Here is a 20,699-nt window from a genome sequence, read left to right as displayed (position 1 = left end):
TTCAACTCCCTGCTGATGTTTTGCCGCTAAGGAGCAGGTTATAAAGAGAGACGTCATTCACAGGGAGGATCAGAACATGACTGACAAGCGCGCGGCCATCCCCGAGCACAAGGCAAAGTCCCTTTATCCGGAGCCCTTTGCCTCCTTGGTCAAGCACCGCACCCGGCGCAGGCTGGGGGATCATTTCGGCCTCACCAATTTCGGGGTCAATTTGACGACCCTGGCACCGGGGGCCATCTCGGCGCTCAAACACCATCACGGCCTGCAGGACGAGTTCGTCTATGTGCTCTCGGGCAATCCCACCCTGCGCCACGGGGAGGAGGAGTACCGTATGTCACCAGGGGAGTGCATCGGCTTCAAGGGTGGCAGCGGCCTGGCCCACCAGTTGCTCAACCACGGTGAAGTGGACGCCGTCTATCTCGAGGTGGGGGACCGGCTGCCAGGGGACACCGTCGACTATCCCGATGACGATCTGGCCCTGGTACAGGGTGCCGATGGCGCCTGGTCAGCCAGACACAAGGATGGCAGCCCCTACTAGGGGCGCCTCTTCGCGCAATGAGAGAGACCTCCATGGTGTTCAGCCCCTTTTCTGCTGTCAGGGCAGAGGATTTTCTGCCGCTGCTCAACGATGAGACGCTGCGAAAGCACCTGATCCCTCACCCGCTTTTCGATGTGGCCGGGGTGCGCGACTGGATGGCGTACAAGCTGGGAGTCGACGCCCGGCCAGGTTGCCGCGTGCGCGCCATCTTTCTCGACGGCACCCTGGTGGGGTGGTGCGGTATCCAGCCCGATGACGAGGGGGTGGAGCTTGCCATTGTGCTCGCCAGGGCCGGCTGGGGAAGCGGCGTGGCGATTTTCAACGAGATGATGGGGTGGGCGAGGGAGCTTGGCCATCGGACGATCCTCTTTCACCTGCTGGATACCCGCCCGCCTTACCGCTCCCTCGCCAGACGGGCCATCTGGGTGAGGAAAACACGCCAGGGCGAACACCCTTTCACCACCTATTGCCTTGATGTTGAATCCTGGTCTGCAGACCCTTAGCCCTTAGCCAGGGGGTTGCAAGCCGTGCCGCCTCCTGGCGGGTAACGTTGACACCCTTTGCGCAATGATCCCTCCCGCTCGTTTGTTCCTCTGTGCACGGCGTGGTGAACACTGTGTTCATTCTGCCCCCCTATATGGCCCCCTCCGTCCTGCCTACACTGGGCAACTTCTGATGGGGGTGCATCCGGCACTATAAATAGCTGTCCAGGCTGCACTCTCTAGTGTGTTGACGATGTAAAACGGAGAAGGATGGATGAAAAAAGAGACAGACAAACTGGTGTCTATCGCCGTGCTGAAGGCTCGCACCGGCATGAGAGAGCAACTGCGCCGCGAGCTGCTCAAGCTCATTGCGCCGACGCGGCGCGAGCTGGGCAACCTAGATTACGTGTTGTTTGAATTGCAGGAGGAGCCGGGCACCTTCTATATGCGCGAAGCGTTCGTCAATCAGGCCGCGCTGGATAGTCACTGCCAGACGGACTATTTCCAGGCCTTTGCCGTCCAGGCCGAGGTACTGCTGGCAGAGCCGCTGCGGCTGATTTTTATGGAGGAGGTGAGCCTCCCTTAAACCCATCGGGCCCAAGGTTGGCCCGATTTCTTCCCATGCCCGGTGCCGCACCGGACGCTATCCCCCGTCATCTTCCCCTTGATTTGCTTTCCTCCATCCTCCGACGAGGGACGTCTCATCACACTTATGCCACCTGTTTGTACCTGCAACCTTTTCATCTCCAGATTGTTTAGTAAGATACCCAAATGAAAATCAATATTGGGGCCAAACCCCGCAGCATCGTCACCATCGCGGGGGCTGTGATGGGGGCATTGGTCGTCATGGCGCCGAACAGATCAGAGGGATGAAATGGAGATAACACTGGCAGGGATCCCGCCAAGTGAGAGTGAACAGCGCTTTGCGGCCGTCAAAGAGGGGATCTTTCCCTATGTCGAGGCAGTGTTTGGCTGGGATGACGAGATGCAGCGCGCGCGGTTGACCAGCGAATATCAGCCGCACTGGTTTTCGTGGATCCTGGTCGGGGGCGAGCGAGTCGGCCTGCTCTGCTGCAAGCCATACGAGAATGCGCTGCACGTCCATCTGCTGATCATCTTCCCTCGCCATCAGGGCCGGCAGCTTGGTTCGGCCGTCATGGCGCAGCTGCAACGGGAAGCGGCACGTGAGGGGAGGGCGCGAGTGACCCTGTCCAGTTTTACCGCCAATCAGGGGGCGCTGCGGTTTTATCGGCGCCTCGGTTATCAGGTGGTGGCGGAAGAGCCGGCGTTCGTCTCCTTGTCCCGGCCGGTAACGAGAGAAGAGTCATGGGTTGCCCATGGTTGAGGGTGCGTATTGATGGCAAGGCTGGATATTTTAACGGTTCCCGACCCCAGGTTGAGAGTCAAGGCCGAGCGGGTTGAGGATATTGCGGCCGTGCAAGGCCTGATCGATGACCTGCTGGAGACCCTCTATGCCACCGACAATGGTATTGGTCTCGCCGCCACGCAAGTGGGGCGCAAGGAGGCCATCGTCATCATCGACCTGTCGGAAAAACGGGATCAGCCGCTGGTATTGATCAATCCGCAAGTGACAAGCGGCACTGACCCGGTGCTTGGCCAAGAGGGGTGTCTCTCCGTTCCCGATTATTACGCCGACGTCGAACGTTACAGCACAGTGATGGTGTCGGCGCTGGATCGTCATGGCGCCCCGATCACGGTAAAGAGCAGCGATTTCCTGGCCGTCGTGATGCAGCATGAGATCGATCACCTGCAGGGAAATCTGTTTCTCGATTATCTCTCGCCGCTCAAGCGCACTATGGCGTTGAAAAAGGTAAAAAAGCACTTCAAGGCGACATGACGCGATATTTCATGCGGCACGTTACATAACCATTTGATTATCTGCACAGGATGACGGGGTAACCATGTACAAGGTTGGTATTGTTTTATTTGATGATTTCACCGATGTGGATTTTTTCTTGATGTATGACCTGCTTGGAAGAAGCAAAGATAGCTGGTCGGTGAAAATACTGGGAACCAAACCGGAGCATGGCTCTGCACTGGGTATCAACGTAAAGGCGGATGGACATGTGACGGAAGCCCGTGATCAGGATGTGGTGCTGATCACCAGCGGGCAGCGTGGCATCCCTGCCGCGCTGCAGGACCATGAGTTCATGTCCGCGTTGCGACTGGAGCCGCAGCGGCAGCTGATTGGCTCAATATGCGCAGGTTCATTCATATTGCATGAACTGGGTTTGCTGAAGGGAAAGAAATTGACAACCAACCCCGCAGCCAAAGCCCGGTTGCTGGAGATGGGGGGAGATGTTCAAGACTCTCCCCTGGTAGTGCAAGGAAATATTGCAACGGCAGGCGGCTGCCTCTCCTTGGTTTATTTGATTGGCTGGGTGGCCGAACGGTGTTTTGGTCCGGAGAAGCGCAGGTTGATCCAGTCTCAACTTATTCCTGCCGGACAAATGGAAATCTTCGAAAAACTGATATCTTCCACCATCAGAGATGCTGAGAATGCATTTGACTGATGTCATCCAATGCTCCTGAGCTCGGTTCAGACCATGACAAGCAAGCGCTATGACAAGGATGGTGAATGAACCTCGCGTTCAACAGGGTCAATCTGGCCCGTGACTATGAGTTTTGTGTGGCAGCGCGCCGGGACGCCTATGTGTGCAGCTTCCATCGCGACGACGGATTTGACGCGTTCCTGGCGGGCTATCGGGAAAGGATGACGACGAGGCTGACCAGCCGGGAGTGGCATTATCTGCATGTATGGCGCGGTGGCGAAATAGTAGGGCAGCTGGAATTTCGGACCTCTTCATCCGAGCCGGATAGCGGTTATGTTCACCTGATCTATTTGACGCCGCAGGCGCGCGGACAGGGCCTGGCCGCATTGCTGCTCCAACACGTTGCCCACACAATGCAGCAGGCCGGTTGCCGGCGGGCAGTGCTGTCAGTCAGCCGCCTCAACCTGCGTGCGCTGCGTTTCTATCGATGCTGCGGGTGGCGATATCTTGGGCCAAACCCCAAGCATGCCGAGACAGATTTTTATGAATACCGGTTGCCGGACCCGGCTTGAAACTGGGCAAGCGACCTGAGCCGAAGACGGTGGGAGCGCATCCGCGCCCTGAATGACGATATGAACAGGGCAGGCTGCAAGCCACTGAAGGAGATGAGATGAACAAGGTGCAGTGGGCTGTTGGTGAGAAAGGCAAAGCGCCGGGGAAAATGGCGCTTCGCTGGGGGAGTCTGGTACTGGTGTCGCTGCTGGGCTGGCTGCTGGCTATGATGCCGGCCCACGCCGAGGAGCCGCTGCTCGCCGCCGAGTATCAGCCCTTGGTACAGCGGGTGATCGATGCCGCCAAGGCGCGGGATCAGCAGGCGCTGGCCCGTCAGATCAAGTACCCCTTCAAGCGAGAGTATCCCATCCCCGCCATCAAGAGCCCGGCCGAGATGCTAGCCCGTTTCGACGAGGTGTTTGATGAGGTCATTTTAAAGCGCATCACCAGCTCCCGGGCCAGGCAGGATTGGCAGGCCATGGGTTGGCGCGGCATCATGCTCGGCAGTGGCGAGGTGTGGCTGGATTTCGATGGCAAGGTGATCGGTATCAATCATCAGACGGCGCAGGCAGCAAAACTGAAAGCTGAGCTTGTCGCCAAACAGAAAAGTGATCTTTATCCCGGCCTGCGGGAGTACAAGCGCCCCGAGCTGATGTGGCAGACCGAGAAATTTACCATTCGCATCGACGAGTTGGGGGATGGCCGCTATCGCTACGCCTCCTGGACCAAGGGCAAGGTGCTCAGCGACAAGCCGGATCTGGTGCTGAAAAATGGCACCGTCAGGGTGGAGGGCACAGGAGGCAACCACACCTTTCAATTCACCAGCGGCCCTTACCGCTACGAGTGCGCCGTGACCGTTTTGGGTGAGCAGGGCATGCCGCCGGGTGAGCTGGTGGTCTATCAGAACGAGGTCGCCATCATGCACCAGCCGGTGATCAAGGTACTCTGAGACTCCAAGCGTTCAACGCGCAGCCCTGTGCGGTAGTCATCTGCAACGGGCTGACGGTATTAGCCCTGCGGCATCCTGACCCCCTTGTCGAGGTAGAGGCTGCTGTAGTGAGCGCGATGGGTGACGAACATCACCTGATGGCGGCTGCCATCGGAGAGGATGATGAAATCACCGGCCTGGGCGGGGCTGTGCAGGTTGATCTCATGTTCGGGGGCGGTCAGCTTGTCGACCTCCTCCTTGAAGCTGAGGGTGTAAGAATACATAGGGTGCTCCACTGCAGGACCTTATACAGACACGCCTCAAAGGTAGTTGCTGCCGCCCGGCTCTGCGGCGCCCAAGCGGCACCCGTGTACCATTTAATTTACCGGCCACGGCGGGCTCGCTATCTTATGGAAAGCGGCCTGCGGTATGTGCAAGCACAGTCGGCAGGCCAGGGTTATCAGCCATCGTCAGGAGCAAGTCATGACAGAGCCAGCAGCACAGTGGAAACCCGAGTTGGTGCGTATTGCCGCCTTCTCTTCTGGGGAGACGGGAGGCAACCCGGCTGGGGTCTGGCTTGGTGCTCAGCTGCCCGCTACCGAGGAGATGCAGCGCATCGCCGCCGAGGTGGGTTTTTCAGAGACGGCCTTTGCCGCGCCGCTCGCCATTGCCGATGGGACGGCCGGGACGACGGCGCCGCAGTGGCGGGTGCGTTACTTCTCTCCACTGGCCGAAGTGCCTTTTTGTGGCCATGCCACCATTGCCCTTGGGGTGGCGCTGGGTCGCCGGGTTGGTCCTGGTGAGTATGGGTTGCAGCTCAATCAGGCCACCATTTCGGTATCGAGCTGGCTGGATGGGGAAGGGGAGTGGCAGGCGGCGCTGCAATCGCCCCCCACCAGCAGCCAGCCAGCCCCTGCCGAACTGGTGAGCGCCGCGTTGGCGCTGTTTGGTTATACCCAGGCAGATCTGGATCCCCGCATTCCGCCGGCCCTTATCCATGGCGGCGCCGATCACCTGGTGCTGGCCCTCAACAGCCGCACGGCCCTGGCGGCCATGCACTACGAGATGGCCGCGGGGCGCGCCCTGATGCAGCAAGAGGGGCTGGTCACCATCTTGCTGGTTCATGCCGCCCGCGAGCAGCTGTTTCATACCCGCAACCCCTTTGCTTATGGCGGTGTCTATGAAGATCCCGCCACCGGTGCGGCCACCGCGGCCTTTGCCGGTTACCTGCGAGACCTGCACTGGCCCCACGGTGGCATCATCGATCTCTTGCAAGGGGAGGAGATGGGGATGGCGTCGCACCTGCACGCCGAGATCCCCCCCGAGCCCGGCAGTTCAATCCGGGTATTTGGCCGCGCCCGCCTGATGTAACCCAGACAATAAAAAACCGCCATCAGGCGGTTTTTTCGTTGTGTCGAGGGAAACCTGCATGGCTGCTTTGGCCTATTGCGGCTCGTGCTCCTCAGATGGGATCTGCTCCTGGTGATCGCTCTGTAGCCAGTGCTGCAGCTGGCGAGCCACCTGCGGGCTGTCGAGCAGCGCCATGTGACTGGTGCGATAGGCAATCATGGTATGGGCGGGGAGGAAGGCAAGCTGGTGGCGAGCCTCGTCATGCAGGCCAAGGGCACTGCGCAAGGGCACCAGACCATCACCAATCAACCGGTCTGCCAGCAGACTGCGTTTGGCCGCCGTGGTGGCCGCAATGGCAAAACAGCGGACTCCGCCCGGCAGGGGCAAGGGCGTACGAGGATCGATCAAGGGGGAAGAAAGGGGACTCTGGGCAGGGGATGAGTCCATCACCTTGCCGTGGCGCAGATCCTTGATACCGGCGCTGCGCAGCTGTGCCAGTCTGACGAACGGCTCGCTGTAGGCCGTCACTGGCAGCAGTCGTTCCAGCCAGTGGCCCACTGATTCGAGCGGCGCGCCATGATGGGGCGTGCCGAGAAACAGCAGATTTTTAAGGTGAGCCGGCCATGCCAGGGCGGCCATGTCGGCGTTGTGACAGGCGCTGCGGATCACCAGCCCGCCCATGCTGTAGGCCAGCACGCTGATCTCGCCAAGGCCGCCGGGCCAATGGGCTGCCAGTTGTTCCAGCTGACGGGCCAGTGCTTGACCGTTCTGCACGATGGAGAGGCCCGAGTTGTAGCGCACATAGATGGGGACGTAACCCAGCGCCTCGGCCAGCATCTCCCCGTGATTGACCGGCGCATCCTGATGTCGGGTCTGCCACTGCAGATCGTTCATGCACAGCCCGTGCACCATCAGCAGTACCCGTGCGCGAGGGGGCAGCTGTGCCGTCAGGGTTTGCCAGCTCAGGGGCTTGCCGAGATAACGCAGGGTCATGGGGGTGGCCAGAGCATTGTGACTCTCGACCAGCTTGTCCCCCATCACGCCATTGAGGGTGGCGAGCAGGGCGGCGCGGCCAGGCGTGTCGGGTATTTGCTGCAAAGGCGGGGCTGGCGGCAGACGGGCAAGCAGGGCATGGAGGCCGCTGCCCAACGCGCTGGCGGCGCCATGTACCCCCTTATAAACCAGCCCGGTGATCCCTGCCGTCTTTCCTTCCTCCCGCCCTTGAAGCCCATGCCGCTCAAGACCGCCTGATGGACGGCTTCGGTGAGCTGTATGGTCGCAGGCAGGGCCTGAATGAACAGTCGTGTCAGTTCGCGAATGTCCGCAAGATGCCAGGAAGTGGCGGGTGGTGGTGCGGTTGGTTGCGTCATGAGAGCCCCCTGTGAAGATATTGTCGGCCTACTCCCGCCCGGCCGCGAACAGCGTGCACGACAACCAGCTTGCGCCCTTTGCCCCGGGTTTGCCAGTAACGCGCCGACGGTTCTTGGCAGGAAAACTACCTCGTGCGCCTAAAGGCTACGAGCGTGACCTTTCCTTGGTGCGAGTCAGGTCACGGCAGCGGGCAGCAAAATCCACTCTACTTCTTTTCCATATGGCACCGAAATGGGGAGGCGAAGATGTCACTGTTTGATGAGCGCAGGGTACAGGATCTCTGTGCCCGCTTGCTGGAGGGCAGCGATGAGAAGGGGTATTCACTCGATAGCAAGCATGGCCGCGGATTGCGAGATCTCTTGCAGGCTGTGGGCGGAGTCAAGCCGGTGGGGCGAGGGGCTCGTTATGTGCTGACTGATGCTGGGCGAGCTTATCTAGCAGCACAGTTGGCACAGGTGGCACCAGTGATGCCAAACAGGCGTGACACCATACGGGCTCTCGGGGCTAACCTGCCTGCGCGCCTTAACCTGGCCAGTTTTCATGCCCTTTGGCACGGGGACAGCAAGAGCGGGATAGGTCCAGATAATGATGCTATCGACATAACCTTGACACAGGATGAGGTGGTCCGGCTGCGTACCATGAGCCCATTGCTACTCATTGATAAGAGCGGCCAGCGCCATGATATGACGGCACAGTTGGCGCTATTGGGAGAGCTGGTCTTGCCGGAGCGTTGTCTTTGCAAGTTGCAGGGCATCGAGTGGCAAGGACAGCAGATAGTCACGGTGGAGAACAAGGGGGCCTTCGTGGATTACCCGTTGCAAGCAGGGGAGTTGTTGCTTTATGTGCCTGGCCGCAATACCAGACTGGCGCGGCAAGTGATCCCGCTACTACCGGCGGTTGTGCCTTGGGCCCATTTTGGTGATCTGGATCAGCGGGGATTGGATATTGCTACCGAGCTGGCCCATGCCCTCCGTCGTCCGTTGGCGCTCTGGTTGCCAGACACCTTGATGGCCTATGTTCATCACTATGCTTGTCCTTTGATCCGCCGCCTGGAAGGGCAACCGATCAGCAGAGGCAAGATCCCCTGGGGGGTAGTACCCGTGAGCGGCGGGGAGGACAGACTGCTGGCAGAGGCCATGACGCATCTAGTCTCAAACGGATTGTGGTTGGAGCAAGAAGTATTGGTGCTGGCCGGGGGTTGGCAGTCATGGCAACTCGAGGTGTTTTGCGAGCAAGGCAGCAAATAAAAAAACCGCCATCAGGCGGTTTTTTTATTTGCCGGCCCTTATTTCAGGGCTTTCTTCAGCTTCTTGATCTTGCTCTCGTGCTTGGCAATTTTCTCGAGGCGGGTGGCGATCTTCTTCTTGATCTCTTTCTTGCTGACTTTGGCCATCTGGCGTGCTCCTTTTGCAATGATGACACTCGCGGTGTCGGGGGTAGGTCAGTCCATGAAACACCAGAGTGCCACAGGGTTGCTGATGACACCAACCTTTCGCTCAAAATAACGGCAGGCAGCATGCCGGCGTAGGGCCTTGTGCTGCGACGCTACGAAGCCTGAACAGGGTCGCTACAGGGCAATCGGCGGCCATAAAAAAAGCGCCCCGCGGGGCGCTCTTGTATCGGTGCGTGAGGGTGATCAGGCCTTTTTCAGGTAGGCGGCGACCAGCACGATCTGCACGCCGTTGACCTTGCCTTCGATGTGCAGCGGGTTGTTGGTGAGGCGGATGCCCTTCACCAGGGTGCCGCGCTTGGCGGTGAAACCCGCTCCCTTGACGTCCAGATCCTTGATCAGGGTCACCGAGTCACCTTCGACCAGTACGGCGCCGTTGGAGTCGACGGTCGGTACGCTGTCGTCATCCTCGCTGGCCAGGCCGGCTTCGGCCCAGGCCTTGGTCTCGTCTTCCATGTACATCATGTCCAGCATGTCCTGGGCCCACACCTCGCCCTGGGCGGAGAGGCTTTTCAGCTGGCGCCACGCCATGACCTGTACCGCAGGTACCTGGCTCCACATGCTGTCGCCCAGGCAACGCCAGTGGTTGACCACTGTGGTTTCTGGCTGCTCCAGCTGGCCACGGCAGGTGTCGCACAGGGCAACGCGGTGATCATCATCGCTGGCCGGAGAGTGGGGGACCGCGAAGGCAGTCAGCGCCTGCTCGGCACCGCACAGTTCACACTTGGCGCCCGCGCGCGCTTGCAGGATGGCATTGATGGTCATGTTTTGGTTCCATTCACGTTGGTAAAATGGCCCGCGCTGGGCAGGCCAAGATAATGAAGGGGCGGAATATACCACAAAACCCCGCTCTTTGTCAGGCTAAGCCCCGCCGCAGGGCTATGGCGGGCCGGAGGAATGGACCTAAGGGACTCTCTTTGCCCGTGCTGAAGCTGGGGGATAGTGGCACAACCACGCCGGCGCAGCATGGATGAGAGTGCTTTTTGGCGCGGGATCGCTAGAATGAGCCTCCATTTTGACGGCAGAACAGGGGCGCGCGTGCTGGCTCAACGTTTTCAACAACTGGATCGACTGCTGAGCGAAGCCCGGCACTGGTGGCAATATCAACCCTATCATCACCTTGACCTCGCCTTTGCCAAGACGGCGCCGGCACTGGCCGAGCGGCTCAATACTCTGTCGCTGGCCGAGATTGAGCTGCTCGATGGCGACACGCCCGCCCTGTGCGAGCTGCTGGCCCCCTGGATCCCGCAGGGTTCAGCGCTGCATGCCCTGAGTGCGTTGCCGACCCTGACGGGCGACCCCATCCCGTGCGAGCGGACCATGGCGATGTACATGCCGGGGCGCAAGCAGGCCCAGATTGAAGCCTTCACCGCCTGCCTGCCCGCCCATCGCGGCCCCTATCTGGAATGGTGTGCAGGCAAGGGCCACCTGGGGCGGCTGGTCTCCCTGCACCGTCAGGCCGAGGTGCTGAGCCTGGAGCTGCAGGCGCCCCTGTGCGAAGAGGGGCGCCAGCTGGCCGCCCGTGACGGCGCCCGGATGGCATTTGTTTGTGCCGATGCCTTCGCCGATGAAACCGCCCAGCTGATTGCACCGGCCCATCACGCCATGGCGCTGCACGCCTGTGGCGAGCTGCACACCCATCTGATTGAACAGGTGGCGGCGCGCGGTGCCGAGGGGGTGACCCTCTCCCCCTGCTGTTATCACCTGATCCGCACCAGCCACTACCGCCCGCTCTCCGGCCCGGCCAAGGCCAGTGCGCTGCAGCTTGCCAAGAGCGACCTGAAGTTGCCGCTGCAGGAGACGGTCACCGGCGGCGCCCGCATCGCTCGCCTGCGCGAGCAGGAGGTGGCCTGGCGGCTGGCCTTTGACTGCCTGCAGCGCCAGGTGCGCGGGGTGGATGAGTACCTGCCGGTGCCCAACATGCAAAAGAGCCTGCTGACCGGTACCTTCGAGGATTTCTGTGGCTGGGCCGCCGAACGAAAGGGGCTGCTGTTGCCAGCCGGCCTCGACTACGCCGGGTTTCTGGCAAAGGGGGAGGCGCGTTATGGCGATGCCGCCCGCATGGAGCTGGTGCGTCACCTGTTTCGCCGTCCGCTGGAGCTCTGGCTGGTGTTGGATCGCGCCCTCTTCCTGCAGGAGCAGGGCTACCGGGTGGAGGTGGGGGAGTTTTGCGACAAGCCCATGACCCCCCGCAATATCCTGATCCGCGCGGTGCGCACGCCAGAAAGATAAGCGGCGGGCCCCGTCGGTGCGGGGTCTGTTGCAGCGGCTTGCTGTTTACCCTTCAAGGTCGCCGATTGGGGCGTTTGTTTCGTTGAAAGAGCGGCTTTATCGCTCTTTTTTCATTTTTCTTCGGTTTATTTACATATGTCCGGCCGCCGCGTCAAAACATCGGTTCACAATGCATTTTATGGCGGCCTGCCGGCAGGGTGAATTGGCTCACAGTTCCGATAATATTCTTAATTTTCATCGTGAATTTAGTGGCTGATAATATTACTCTCGAGGCGACTCTTATCCCGACGTTATTCTGACATAAGGACTGTCTGTTATGTTCAAGCCTACACATTGTGCCTGGCTGGTTGCGGCTGCCTGCGCATTGCCAAGTCATGCCATGAATATTCAACCTGACCCACAAAATGCTGGTGGATATGTGATTGCCGCGCCGGATCTGGCGGCGGTTGAAAAATCCAAGACGGCCAATCCCATGTACGGAATTTGGGCAAAGGCGTTGGCGACCCGTTCCAATACCATTGTCGATGCCATCAAGCCAAGGGCAGCGAGCAACCCGGATAACGTCAAACGGGTCGAGCGGGTATTCACCGAATCGGACTGGGATTATTTAACCCAGATGGCGGCGCCGGAATATACCTATGAGCGCTTCTTGCGGGCGGTCGGGAAATTCCCGGCTTTTTGCGGTGAATATACCGATGGCCGTGATGCCGATGCTATCTGCAAAAAATCGATCATCACCGCCTTTGCCCATTTTGCCCAGGAGACCGGTGGCCACATGGCCAAGGAGAATATCTCCGACAACCCGCTGGCCCTGGAGGAGTGGCAACAGGCCCTGGTGCACGTGCGCGAGATGGGCTGGTCGGAGGGGCAGACCGGCTACACCACCGGCTGCGGCCAGAACGACTGGCAGAACAAAAAGTGGCCCTGCAGCACAGGGCAGGGTTATTTCGGTCGCGGCGCCAAGCAGCTCTCTTACCATTTCAACTACGGCGCCTTCTCCGAGGCGATGTTTGACGGCGATGCGTCCGTGCTGCTGAACAACCCCGGGCTGGTGGCGGACTCCTGGCTCAACCTCGCCTCCGCCATCTGGTTCTTCCTGACTCCGCAGGCCCCCAAGCCCGCCATGCTGCACGTGATTGACCGCACCTGGGTACCCTCCCAGCGCGAGATCGCCGCAGGCATCGGCTACGGCTTTGGCACCACCATCAACGTCATCAACGGCGGCATCGAGTGCGGCGAGCAGAACAAGGACAAGGGTCAGCCGGTCAACCGCATCCGCTACTGGGAAGGGCTGGCCAAGCATTACGAGATCCCGCTCAAGGCCGACGAGAAGAACACCTGCTGGCAGCAGACTCCCTATGGCAGCCTCAACCTCAACGGCGCCACCGACGTGCTCTACACCAACTGGGACGGCAACTGGAAATATTACCCGGATCGGCCCGGCGGCTACTCGTTCGAGTGTGAGCTGGTGGGGTTCCAGACCGCCTACTCGGCGCTGGTGCCAGGAGATTACGAGAAGTGCGTGACCAACTTCTACGGCTCCCACGCCAACTGGCCCAAGGTGCGGGTGGTGGCCAAGCTGGATCCTGCGCCGGTTGACCCGACCGATCCCCCGGTGGGCGATGTACCTGCCTGGAGTGCCAGCAAGGTCTATACCGCGGGCAATCAGGTGAGCTATAAGGGGGCCATCTATCAGGCCAAGTGGTGGACCCAGGGCAATGAACCGGGCAAGGGGGATCCCTGGGTGCTGGTGCCGGCGAATTAAAGCAAAGCGGCCAGTATCAATTCGCTAGGCGGTTGATACATTTTTACAGCCCATTCGGGGGACATATTGTCCCCCTTGTTCCATATCCAACATGGAAAAATTGAGCTTGCATTTAATTTGGCAAGAGAGGGCGATACTCCGGCCCCTATCACTTATATGAGGGCCCAATGAGGGGGACAATAACCGATAGCCACTGATGCTGATGCAGGAAGTCAGTCATCTATATCGGACTGACTCATTTTTTATCTTGGGGGCTGTTAGCTGAATTTTATTCAGCTGGGTATTGATGATGTGTTGCCTTATTGAACTGGCCCTTGTTTTATCCATCAGGCATACCTCACCCAGCCGATATTTTATCGGGCGACGACATGCAAGAGTTAAAAGAATTGGCCACTATCCCGTCATAAGGCATCACCGCGCAAATGCGTAAACATCAGGGAGCAACCCCATGTTCAATATTGCCGTGCATGTTGAAATCCCGGTGACAGAGGTCGGGGAGGGCATCAAGGCGGCCAAATTTCAGGGCCCGGAAGGCAACCGGATTGCATTGCAGGTGCGCTGGCCGCCGGCTTTGTGAGTCATCTCGCAGCCGGTTTTGTGATGGGGACAGTGGCCGACGAGGGCGCAACATGGTACTCATCTGATCCGGCAGTGGCTGCAATGACGCGATCAGGTCAGCGACGACAAGCGACAACAAGATGCAAGGAGCAGTGATGAAGGGACATTGTTTGTGTGGTGGGATTGAGGTCTCGGCCGGCGATCAGCAGGAGGTGGGGGTGTGTCACTGCAGCACCTGTCGGCGCTGGTCGGGCGGCCCGCTGTTTGCGGTGCACTGTGGCAAGGAGGTGCACTTTAGCGGGCTCACCCCGGTGGCCTATCGCTCCTCGGAGTGGGCGGAGCGAGGATTTTGTCCCACCTGCGGCACCCACCTTTTCTATCACCTGTTGCCGACGGATGAATACATAGTGCCGGCCGATCTGTTTCAAAACGAATCTTTCCAGCTGGCGAGCCAGATCTTCATCGATGAAAAGCCCGATTTTTACGAGCTGAAAAACGAGACACCTACCCTGACTGGTCAGCAGGTGTTCGAGCAGTTTGCACCCAAGCCGTGAGCATGGGGGCGAGGTAGCGTAAGCATCGGCCGCAATGAAAGGAACAGACCATGCAATTGGTAGTGATGCGCCACGGGCAAACTCAGGCCAATGCCGAGGGGCGCTATCAGGGGGCGCTGGATATCGGTCTGAGCGACACTGGGGTGGCCCAGATCAGCGCCCAGGCAAGGGCGCTGGCCTTGGCGCAGGCCCCGTTTCAGCGGCTGCTGAGCTCCCCCTTGCTGCGGGCACGGCAGAGCGCGGCCCTGGTGGCGAGTGAATTGGCGTTGCCGGTAATCCTTGCCCCCGCGTTTCGCGAGCGCCATGTCGGGGTGTTCGAGGGGCTGACCCAGCAAGAGGCTCGGGCGCGTTACCCTGCGCTGTGGGCACGCAATATCACCCGGCGCTGGGACGAGGCGCCACCTGGCGGCGAATCGCTGGACGAAGTCATTGCCCGGGCCGGGCAGGGACTGGCGGAACTAGTGCAGAGTTGCCATCAGGAGCGGGTGTTGCTGGTGGCGCACGGCGTGGTGGCCAAGGTGATCCGGGCGCTGACCGTGGCGGGATTTGACGACTTCTTCGAGTGGCAGCTGGCCAACGGAGCCCTGCTGGAGGTGTCGCTGGCATGTGACGACGCTGGCGGGCCGCTGCGTCTCTTTGCCCGGCCGGGCAGTGAACATGGTCTCGCTACCTTGAATTGAGGAAGGCGCCAGGCCTGATGATTGTCTATCAGGCTTGGCATCGCCTATCAGGGGGAATCTGGCAGCGCCTTCCTTGAGCAGTTGCGCCCCTGTTTCTTGGCCAGATAGAGGGCGGTATCGGCCCGGCGCACCATGCGTTCCACCGTATCCTGCGGGCCCAGACTGGCACTGATGCCGATGCTGATGGTGAGCGGCACCTCGGTGCCTGCGCCCAGCTGATGCAGCTGCGACTCGACGGCGAGGCGGATCCGCTCCGCACTGGCCCAGGCCAGCTCCAGCGAGGTTTCCGGCAGCAGCACGATGAACTCCTCGCCGCCCCAGCGGCCCAGCATGTCCACCTCCCGCAGCTGTTTGGCAACCCGCTTGACCAGGCTCAAGATGGCCTGATCGCCCTGTTGATGGCCATAGGTGTCGTTGATCTGCTTGAAGTGATCGATGTCGATCAGCAGCAGGCTCATGGTGTGACTGAAACGCTGGCAGCGCTGCATCTCCAGCTTGACCAGTTCATCGAAGCGGCGTCGGTTGGCGATCCCGGTGAGGGGATCCGTGGTGGCCGCCACCTTGAGCTCCTCCACCAGCTTGGCCCGCTCCGAGATGTCCCGCAGGATGGCGGTCATCTCGGTGGTCTGACCCAGGTTGATCTTGGCGATGGTCACTTCCAGCGGAAATTCGCTGCCGTCGCGGCGCAGCCCCATCACGGAGGCGCGGGCGTGCATGGGGCGCGAGTTGATGGGAGAGTTGCTGAACGCCTTGAAATAGCCGTCGTGGTTGGCCCGAAAGCGCTGGGGCAGCAGGGTTTCCAGCCGCTTGCCGAGGTAGCTTTCGTCTACCCCGAACATCTCGCAGGCGGCGGTGTTGATAAGTTCGATGCGCGACTCGCTGCTGACGCTGATGATGCCGTCATAGGCGGAGTTGACCACCGCCTCGAAGCGCTTGCGGCTCATCTTGAGCGCCTCTTCCAGCTGCTTTTTGGCGGTGATGTCGATGGCGGTGACCATGATACGGGTGATGCGGGACTGCTCGGGAATGATGGGGGAGATGACAAAGCGCCACCAGCTGGTGCGCGACAGGGTGTCGATGGGCAGCTCGCTCTCGAGCCCGGTCTGCTGGCTCACACACTCGTGCATCGGCTGCTCTATGCTGCCGGTGATGTAGCGGGGAAACATCTCGCCCAGGCGCTTGCCGATGCAACCCAGCACATCCAGCTCGAAGGCCTGGGCAAAGGTGTCGTTGGCGGAGATGAGAGTAAAGCGATCGTCCTTGTCGAGAGAAAACACCGCGACGGCGGCACCGATGGCATCGAGAGAGGACTTGATATCGGCGTGGGAACCCTGTGTAAACATGCAACCTCCATGGCGAATAACATATTGATATTCAGTATAGTGCGGCCGCTTTGATGCCCGGTTGGCGGGAGCCGGGCAGGGGGCCGGTCACAGAGCGTCCGCTCTGGCAAACTGGCCGGTCGGCCCGGATTGGGCTTTACTTGCGGGCATCTACAAACGGCACCGGATCCGGCGCAGCGGTCTGGTCAGCGCAACGAAGCAGGGAGGGCGAGATGAAGATCAGCATCGAGGCACATATCGAGCAGGAGATAGAGGCGGTCTGGTGGGCCTGGAACGATCCAGACTGCATCGCCAGGTGGAACGCGGCCTCCAGCGACTGGCACACCACCAGCAGCCGGGTCGATCTGGTGGTGGGTGGGCGCTTTTGCCATCACATGGCCGCCAAGGATGGCAGCGCCGGTTTTGATTTCACCGGCACCTTTACCCGGGTGGAGGCGCCGACTCGCCTCTCGTTCTTGATGGATGACGGGCGCGAGGTGGATGTGCAGTTTGCGAGCGAGGCGGGCGGCACCCGGGTGCAGGAGACCTTCGATGCCGAGTCGAGCCACACCCTGGCCCAGCAGCAGGCGGGCTGGCAGGGGATCCTCGACAACTTCAAGCGCTACGTGGAGGCGGCAGGCTAGGGGAGAGGTGCCAGTACCAATAAAAAACCACCGCCAGACGTCGGTGGTTTTTTATTGAGTCTTGATTGCGGGGCTCATACCGCTGGCGTTGCCGGCGGGTGGCGCGAAGGCGTTACTCTTCGATATCCAGCAGCACCAGGATGGCGCTGTCACCGCCCCATTCGCGGGGAGCCTGATGGAACGCCTGCACATTGGGATGCTGGGCCAGCCAGCTTGGAATGCGCTGCTTGAGGATATGTTTGCCGATGCCGTGCATCACCGAGGCGACGTGAATGTTCTCTTTTTGGCAGAGAGTCAGCAGGGCCGCCAGCTCCTGTTTGGCCTGCTGCTGGTTCATGCCGTGCAGGTCCAGGTAGATCTCCGGCGGATAGCTGCCGCGTTTGAGCTTTTTCAGCTCGAATTTTGACACATCGTCGCGCACGTAACGGGTCGGTCCATCCTCTTCCAGATGGGGCTGGTATTCATCGCTGAAATAGTGGTCAACCCCAAGGGATTCGCGGCTCTCACGCATTTCGCGTTTCTGCTTGACCGAGCGTAACTCGGCCCTTATGGTATCTTGCTTGATTTTCCGGGTACCTTTTATCGCATCGCGGAACAGCAGGGTTTCCTCGTCTGTCGGTGAGGGCGTTTTTTTCATCAGGTACTCGTCTTGCTCGCTGTATAGAATTCTCGGGCCGGATATTACTCGACTTGGAGGTGGATTTGGACAAGATATTTATCGATGAGGTGGTTGCCGAGATGCACACCATCCAGGACATGTTGCGCTGGGCCATGAGTCGTTTCAACGACGCCGGGATCTTCTACGGACATGGTACCGACAACGCCTGGGATGAGGCCGTGCAGCTGGTACTGCCCGCGCTACATCTGCCGCCGGACGTGGATCCGGCCATGCGCCACTCCCGCCTGACCACCAGCGAACGGCACCGCATCGCCGAGCTCATCATCCGCCGTGTGCAGGAGCGCATTCCCGCCCCCTACCTGACCAACAAGGCCTGGTATGCCGGTTGGGAGTTCTACGTGGACGAGCGGGTGCTCATTCCCCGCTCCCCTATCGCCGAGATGGTGGCCAACCGCTTCGCCCCCTTCCTGAAAGATGAACCGACCCGGATCATGGACTTGTGCACCGGCTCCGGCTGCATCGCCATCATCATGGCCCACGAGTTCCCGGAAGCCGAAGTGGATGCCATCGACATCAGCGTCGACGCCCTCAACGTGGCCGAGCGCAACATCAACGATCACGGACTGGAGCAGCAGGTCATTCCGATCCGCTCCGATCTGTTCCGCGATCTGCCGGTCGGCGACAAGTACGATCTCATCGTCTCCAACCCGCCCTACGTGGATTCCGAAGACATGTCGGATCTGCCGGACGAGTTTCGCCACGAACCCGAGCTGGCACTGGCCTCCGGCTCCGACGGCCTCAAGCTCACCAAGCGCCTGCTGGCCAATGCCGCCGATTTCCTGAAAGACGATGGCGTGCTGGTGGTCGAGGTGGGCAACAGCATGATCCATCTGGAAGCCCAGTTCCCTGACGTGCCCTTCACCTGGGTGGAGTTCGAGAACGGTGGTCACGGCGTGTTCGTGATGACCCGTGCCGAGCTGGTGCAGTACCAGGACCATTTCGCGATTTACAAGAGCTAAGCAGGAGCAAGCATGGCAGGGAACAGTTTCGGCCAACTCTTTCGGGTTACCACCTTCGGCGAGAGCCACGGCCTGGCGCTGGGCGCCGTGGTCGACGGCTGCCCGCCGGGGCTTGAGATAAGCGAGGCGGATCTGCAGGGGGATCTGGACCGGCGCAAGCCCGGCACCTCCCGCTACACCACGCCGCGCCGCGAGCCGGACGAGGTGAAGATCCTCTCCGGGGTGTTCGAGGGCAAGACCACAGGCACCTCCATCGGTCTCTTGATCGAGAACACCGATCAGCGCTCCAAGGACTACTCCGACATCAAGGACTTGTTCCGTCCGGGCCACGCCGATTACACCTATCACCAGAAGTACGGCCAGCGCGACTATCGCGGCGGCGGTCGCTCCTCCGCCCGTGAAACCGCCATGCGGGTGGCGGCGGGGGCCATTGCCAAGAAGTACCTGAAACAGGTGCACGGCATCGAGATCACCGGCTTTCTCTCCCAGCTCGGCCCCATCAAGGCCGAAGCCTTCGACGCCGCGCAGATCGAGCAGAATCCCTTCTTCTTCCCCGATGCGGGCAAGCTGGAAGCGCTCGACCAATACATGCGCGACCTGAAGAAAGAAGGCAACAGCATCGGTGCCAAGGTGCAGGTCATCGCCAGCAATGTGCCGGTGGGCCTGGGGGAGCCGGTGTTCGATCGCCTCGACGCCGATATTGCCCACGCCATGATGGGCATCAATGCGGTGAAAGGGGTGGAGATCGGTGACGGGTTTGCGGTGGTGGAGCAGAAGGGCTCCGAGCATCGCGACGAGATGACCCCGGCCGGCTTTGCCAGCAACCATGCGGGCGGCATTCTGGGCGGCATCTCGTCGGGTCAGGATATCGTGGTGAGCATGGCGCTCAAACCCACCTCCAGCATCACGGTGCCGGGCAAAACGATCAATACCGAAGGCGAGGCCATCGAGATGATCACCAAGGGTCGCCACGATCCTTGCGTCGGCATTCGCGCCGTGCCCATCGCCGAGGCGATGCTGGCCCTGGTGTTGATGGATCACCTGCTGCGCCACCGTGCCCAGAACCAGGGTGTGCTGACGCATACCCCGCAGCTGCGCTGATCGGCCTGTTCAGCACTCGGCTGAACGGGTGGCACACTTACAGGCACAATGAAAAGGCGACCTCAGGGTCGCCTTTTTGATGGCCATTCATCCCCTCTTGGCGATTGGGCCGGGGGACGTGTCGGCCGCCGGGTTGTCGAGCCGGCAGGTGGGCGGGGTGGGGTTGCCGCTTGCCGGCGGCAGGTTGGCGATCGCCGCATCGACCCGGGCCAGGGTGTCGTCATCGATGGCGCTGTTGGCAAACATCAGGCTGACCGGCTGGTGGTGGAGCAGCAGCTGGCAGTGGATAAAACCGTCGGCCCCCAGCTGCTGAAACCGATAACGGGCGTATTGCCACTCGACGATGATGCCGTCGAGGCGGCGGGCCAGCAGCAGATCGATCAACCGATCGTCGCTGTTGTATTCACTCGCCTGTTTCAAGGCCGGGCAGGATGCCATCAGCTGGGTCGGCCGGGTGCCGCGCAGCTTGCCAAGGCGCAGCTGGCTTTGCTGGCAGAGCCCCTGCAGGCTCTGCACATCCTGCCAGGGCTCGCGCTGGCCCGGAATGGGATCGCTGCTCAGCAGCACGAAGGTGCTGCGCCGATAGGGGGCCGAGAAGCGGGCAAAGGCGCGTCGCTCCGGCGTATCGAGCGCCCCCATGGCGAGATCGAGTTGCTGCTGCTCTATAAGATGCAGGGCCCGGGCCCAGGGCAGGTTGCGAAAGCGGGGCGTGAGCCCCGCCTGGGCCAGGATCTGGCGGGTCAGGCTCACGTCCAGCCCATCCAGCGTCCCCTGGGCATTGATGTAGCTGAACGGAGGCCAGTGACCCCAGGCGACGGACAACCTGGTGTTGGCCTGCAGCGGCAGAGTGAGGGCAAGCATCAGCAGAAGCAGCCAGTAGCGGCCGGCAGGCAGAAAATGAACACGCATGAACCTGAACCTCCTTGTTGCAGGATCGCCGCGGCGGCGTCGCCGTGGCCTGGCATCAAGCATAGCCTGATTCGAATGAGTTCTTGAACGGCTTTTCTCGGCGGGACGGTGA

General features: G+C 60.7%; 23 protein-coding genes and 1 pseudogene. 18 read left to right on the top strand and 6 right to left on the bottom strand.

All coding sequences use genetic code 11. The features are described 5' to 3' along the window. The first annotated feature begins 76 nt into the window (after window positions 1-76). From CK627_RS15730 to CK627_RS15690, 8 genes are all read left to right on the top strand, one after another. A complete protein-coding gene (locus CK627_RS15730; protein ID WP_095592827.1) occupies window positions 77-538 on the top strand; it encodes a cupin domain-containing protein in 462 nt (153 codons plus the stop codon). Window positions 539-555: 17 nt separating this feature from the next. After that, window positions 556-1,041, top strand: coding sequence for a GNAT family N-acetyltransferase (locus CK627_RS15725; protein WP_017787998.1), 486 nt, complete (start codon window positions 556-558; stop codon window positions 1,039-1,041). Between the two features lie 253 nt (window positions 1,042-1,294). Then, window positions 1,295-1,606, top strand: a complete 312-nt coding sequence (locus CK627_RS15720) for a putative quinol monooxygenase (RefSeq protein ID WP_017787999.1) — start codon at window positions 1,295-1,297, stop codon at window positions 1,604-1,606. Between the two features lie 288 nt (window positions 1,607-1,894). Further along, window positions 1,895-2,365: a GNAT family N-acetyltransferase gene (locus CK627_RS15710; RefSeq protein WP_095592825.1), complete on the top strand. Its 471-nt coding sequence runs from the start codon at window positions 1,895-1,897 to the stop codon at window positions 2,363-2,365. Between the two features lie 12 nt (window positions 2,366-2,377). Further along, the gene (def, locus tag CK627_RS15705) at window positions 2,378-2,878 is read left to right on the top strand and encodes a peptide deformylase (protein WP_095592824.1); all 501 of its coding nucleotides are present in this window, start codon (window positions 2,378-2,380) and stop codon (window positions 2,876-2,878) included. Window positions 2,879-2,942: 64 nt separating this feature from the next. Further along, window positions 2,943-3,554: a DJ-1/PfpI family protein gene (locus tag CK627_RS15700; RefSeq protein ID WP_095592823.1), complete on the top strand. Its 612-nt coding sequence runs from the start codon at window positions 2,943-2,945 to the stop codon at window positions 3,552-3,554. 65 nt (window positions 3,555-3,619) lie between these two features. Beyond that, entirely contained in the window at window positions 3,620-4,105 is a 486-nt protein-coding gene (locus tag CK627_RS15695) for a GNAT family N-acetyltransferase (RefSeq protein ID WP_095592822.1), read from the top strand. 98 nt (window positions 4,106-4,203) lie between these two features. Further along, complete coding sequence (locus CK627_RS15690) at window positions 4,204-5,034, top strand: hypothetical protein (protein ID WP_095592821.1); 831 nt, start codon at window positions 4,204-4,206, stop codon at window positions 5,032-5,034. A gap of 59 nt (window positions 5,035-5,093) precedes the next feature. On the opposite strand, the gene CK627_RS15685 is transcribed toward CK627_RS15690, so the two are convergent. Beyond that, window positions 5,094-5,297 carry a hypothetical protein gene (locus CK627_RS15685; RefSeq protein ID WP_010634071.1) on the bottom strand — a complete coding sequence of 68 codons (204 nt, stop codon included), beginning with the start codon at window positions 5,295-5,297 and terminating at the stop codon, window positions 5,094-5,096. 199 nt (window positions 5,298-5,496) lie between these two features. Between CK627_RS15685 and CK627_RS15680 the strand changes: the two genes are divergently transcribed. Further along, on the top strand, window positions 5,497-6,384 hold the full coding sequence (locus CK627_RS15680) for a PhzF family phenazine biosynthesis protein (RefSeq protein WP_095592820.1): 888 nt from the start codon (window positions 5,497-5,499) through the stop codon (window positions 6,382-6,384). A gap of 72 nt (window positions 6,385-6,456) precedes the next feature. Here the strand turns inward: CK627_RS15680 and CK627_RS15675 are convergent. Further along, window positions 6,457-7,733, bottom strand: a pseudogene (locus CK627_RS15675) (esterase/lipase family protein). Window positions 7,734-7,979: 246 nt separating this feature from the next. Between CK627_RS15675 and CK627_RS15670 the strand changes: the two are divergent. Further along, window positions 7,980-8,981, top strand: coding sequence for a Wadjet anti-phage system protein JetD domain-containing protein (locus CK627_RS15670; RefSeq protein ID WP_095593520.1), 1,002 nt, complete (start codon window positions 7,980-7,982; stop codon window positions 8,979-8,981). Between the two features lie 389 nt (window positions 8,982-9,370). On the opposite strand, the gene CK627_RS15660 is transcribed toward CK627_RS15670, so the two are convergent. Continuing rightward, a complete protein-coding gene (locus CK627_RS15660) occupies window positions 9,371-9,949 on the bottom strand; it encodes a PhnA domain-containing protein (protein WP_167385366.1) in 579 nt (192 codons plus the stop codon). Between the two features lie 237 nt (window positions 9,950-10,186). Here CK627_RS15660 and CK627_RS15655 point away from each other — a divergent pair, with 237 nt between their 5' ends. From CK627_RS15655 to CK627_RS15635, 5 genes are all read left to right on the top strand, one after another. Then, a complete protein-coding gene (locus tag CK627_RS15655; RefSeq protein WP_095592818.1) occupies window positions 10,187-11,416 on the top strand; it encodes a methyltransferase in 1,230 nt (409 codons plus the stop codon). 316 nt (window positions 11,417-11,732) lie between these two features. Further along, a complete protein-coding gene (locus CK627_RS15650) occupies window positions 11,733-13,181 on the top strand; it encodes a chitinase (protein WP_095592817.1) in 1,449 nt (482 codons plus the stop codon). 448 nt (window positions 13,182-13,629) lie between these two features. Further along, complete coding sequence (locus tag CK627_RS15645) at window positions 13,630-13,758, top strand: glyoxalase (RefSeq protein WP_095592816.1); 129 nt, start codon at window positions 13,630-13,632, stop codon at window positions 13,756-13,758. A 136-nt stretch (window positions 13,759-13,894) separates the two neighbouring features. After that, window positions 13,895-14,293 carry a GFA family protein gene (locus CK627_RS15640; RefSeq protein WP_095592815.1) on the top strand — a complete coding sequence of 133 codons (399 nt, stop codon included), beginning with the start codon at window positions 13,895-13,897 and terminating at the stop codon, window positions 14,291-14,293. Window positions 14,294-14,343: 50 nt separating this feature from the next. Further along, window positions 14,344-14,973 (top strand): histidine phosphatase family protein, encoded by a 630-nt coding sequence (locus tag CK627_RS15635; protein WP_095592814.1) that lies wholly within the window; start codon window positions 14,344-14,346, stop codon window positions 14,971-14,973. Between the two features lie 47 nt (window positions 14,974-15,020). Here CK627_RS15635 and CK627_RS15630 read toward each other — a convergent pair whose 3' ends face one another. Next, window positions 15,021-16,316, bottom strand: coding sequence for a sensor domain-containing diguanylate cyclase (locus CK627_RS15630; protein WP_005300576.1), 1,296 nt, complete (start codon window positions 16,314-16,316; stop codon window positions 15,021-15,023). Between the two features lie 212 nt (window positions 16,317-16,528). Between CK627_RS15630 and CK627_RS15625 the strand changes: the two genes are divergently transcribed. Next, entirely contained in the window at window positions 16,529-16,939 is a 411-nt protein-coding gene (locus CK627_RS15625) for an SRPBCC family protein (RefSeq protein ID WP_095592813.1), read from the top strand. A 112-nt stretch (window positions 16,940-17,051) separates the two neighbouring features. On the opposite strand, the gene smrB is transcribed toward CK627_RS15625, so the two are convergent. Next, the gene (smrB, locus tag CK627_RS15620) at window positions 17,052-17,576 is read right to left on the bottom strand and encodes an endonuclease SmrB (RefSeq protein WP_095592812.1); all 525 of its coding nucleotides are present in this window, start codon (window positions 17,574-17,576) and stop codon (window positions 17,052-17,054) included. Between the two features lie 65 nt (window positions 17,577-17,641). On the opposite strand from smrB, the gene prmB reads away from it, so the two are divergent. Both prmB and aroC read left to right on the top strand, forming a co-directional pair. Beyond that, window positions 17,642-18,577, top strand: a complete 936-nt coding sequence (prmB, locus tag CK627_RS15615) for a 50S ribosomal protein L3 N(5)-glutamine methyltransferase (RefSeq protein ID WP_005300587.1) — start codon at window positions 17,642-17,644, stop codon at window positions 18,575-18,577. A gap of 12 nt (window positions 18,578-18,589) precedes the next feature. Beyond that, window positions 18,590-19,678: a chorismate synthase gene (gene aroC, locus CK627_RS15610; protein WP_010634057.1), complete on the top strand. Its 1,089-nt coding sequence runs from the start codon at window positions 18,590-18,592 to the stop codon at window positions 19,676-19,678. Between the two features lie 87 nt (window positions 19,679-19,765). Here the strand turns inward: aroC and CK627_RS15605 are convergent, their stop codons facing one another. Further along, entirely contained in the window at window positions 19,766-20,587 is an 822-nt protein-coding gene (locus tag CK627_RS15605) for a substrate-binding periplasmic protein (protein WP_095592811.1), read from the bottom strand. Window positions 20,588-20,699: the final 112 nt, after the last annotated feature.

It is taken from the genome of Aeromonas dhakensis (assembly GCF_002285935.1).
GTDB classification, from domain to species: domain Bacteria; phylum Pseudomonadota; class Gammaproteobacteria; order Enterobacterales; family Aeromonadaceae; genus Aeromonas; species Aeromonas dhakensis.
Note: the sequence above shows the minus strand (reverse complement) of the source record. Positions and strands in the feature narration are given on the sequence as shown.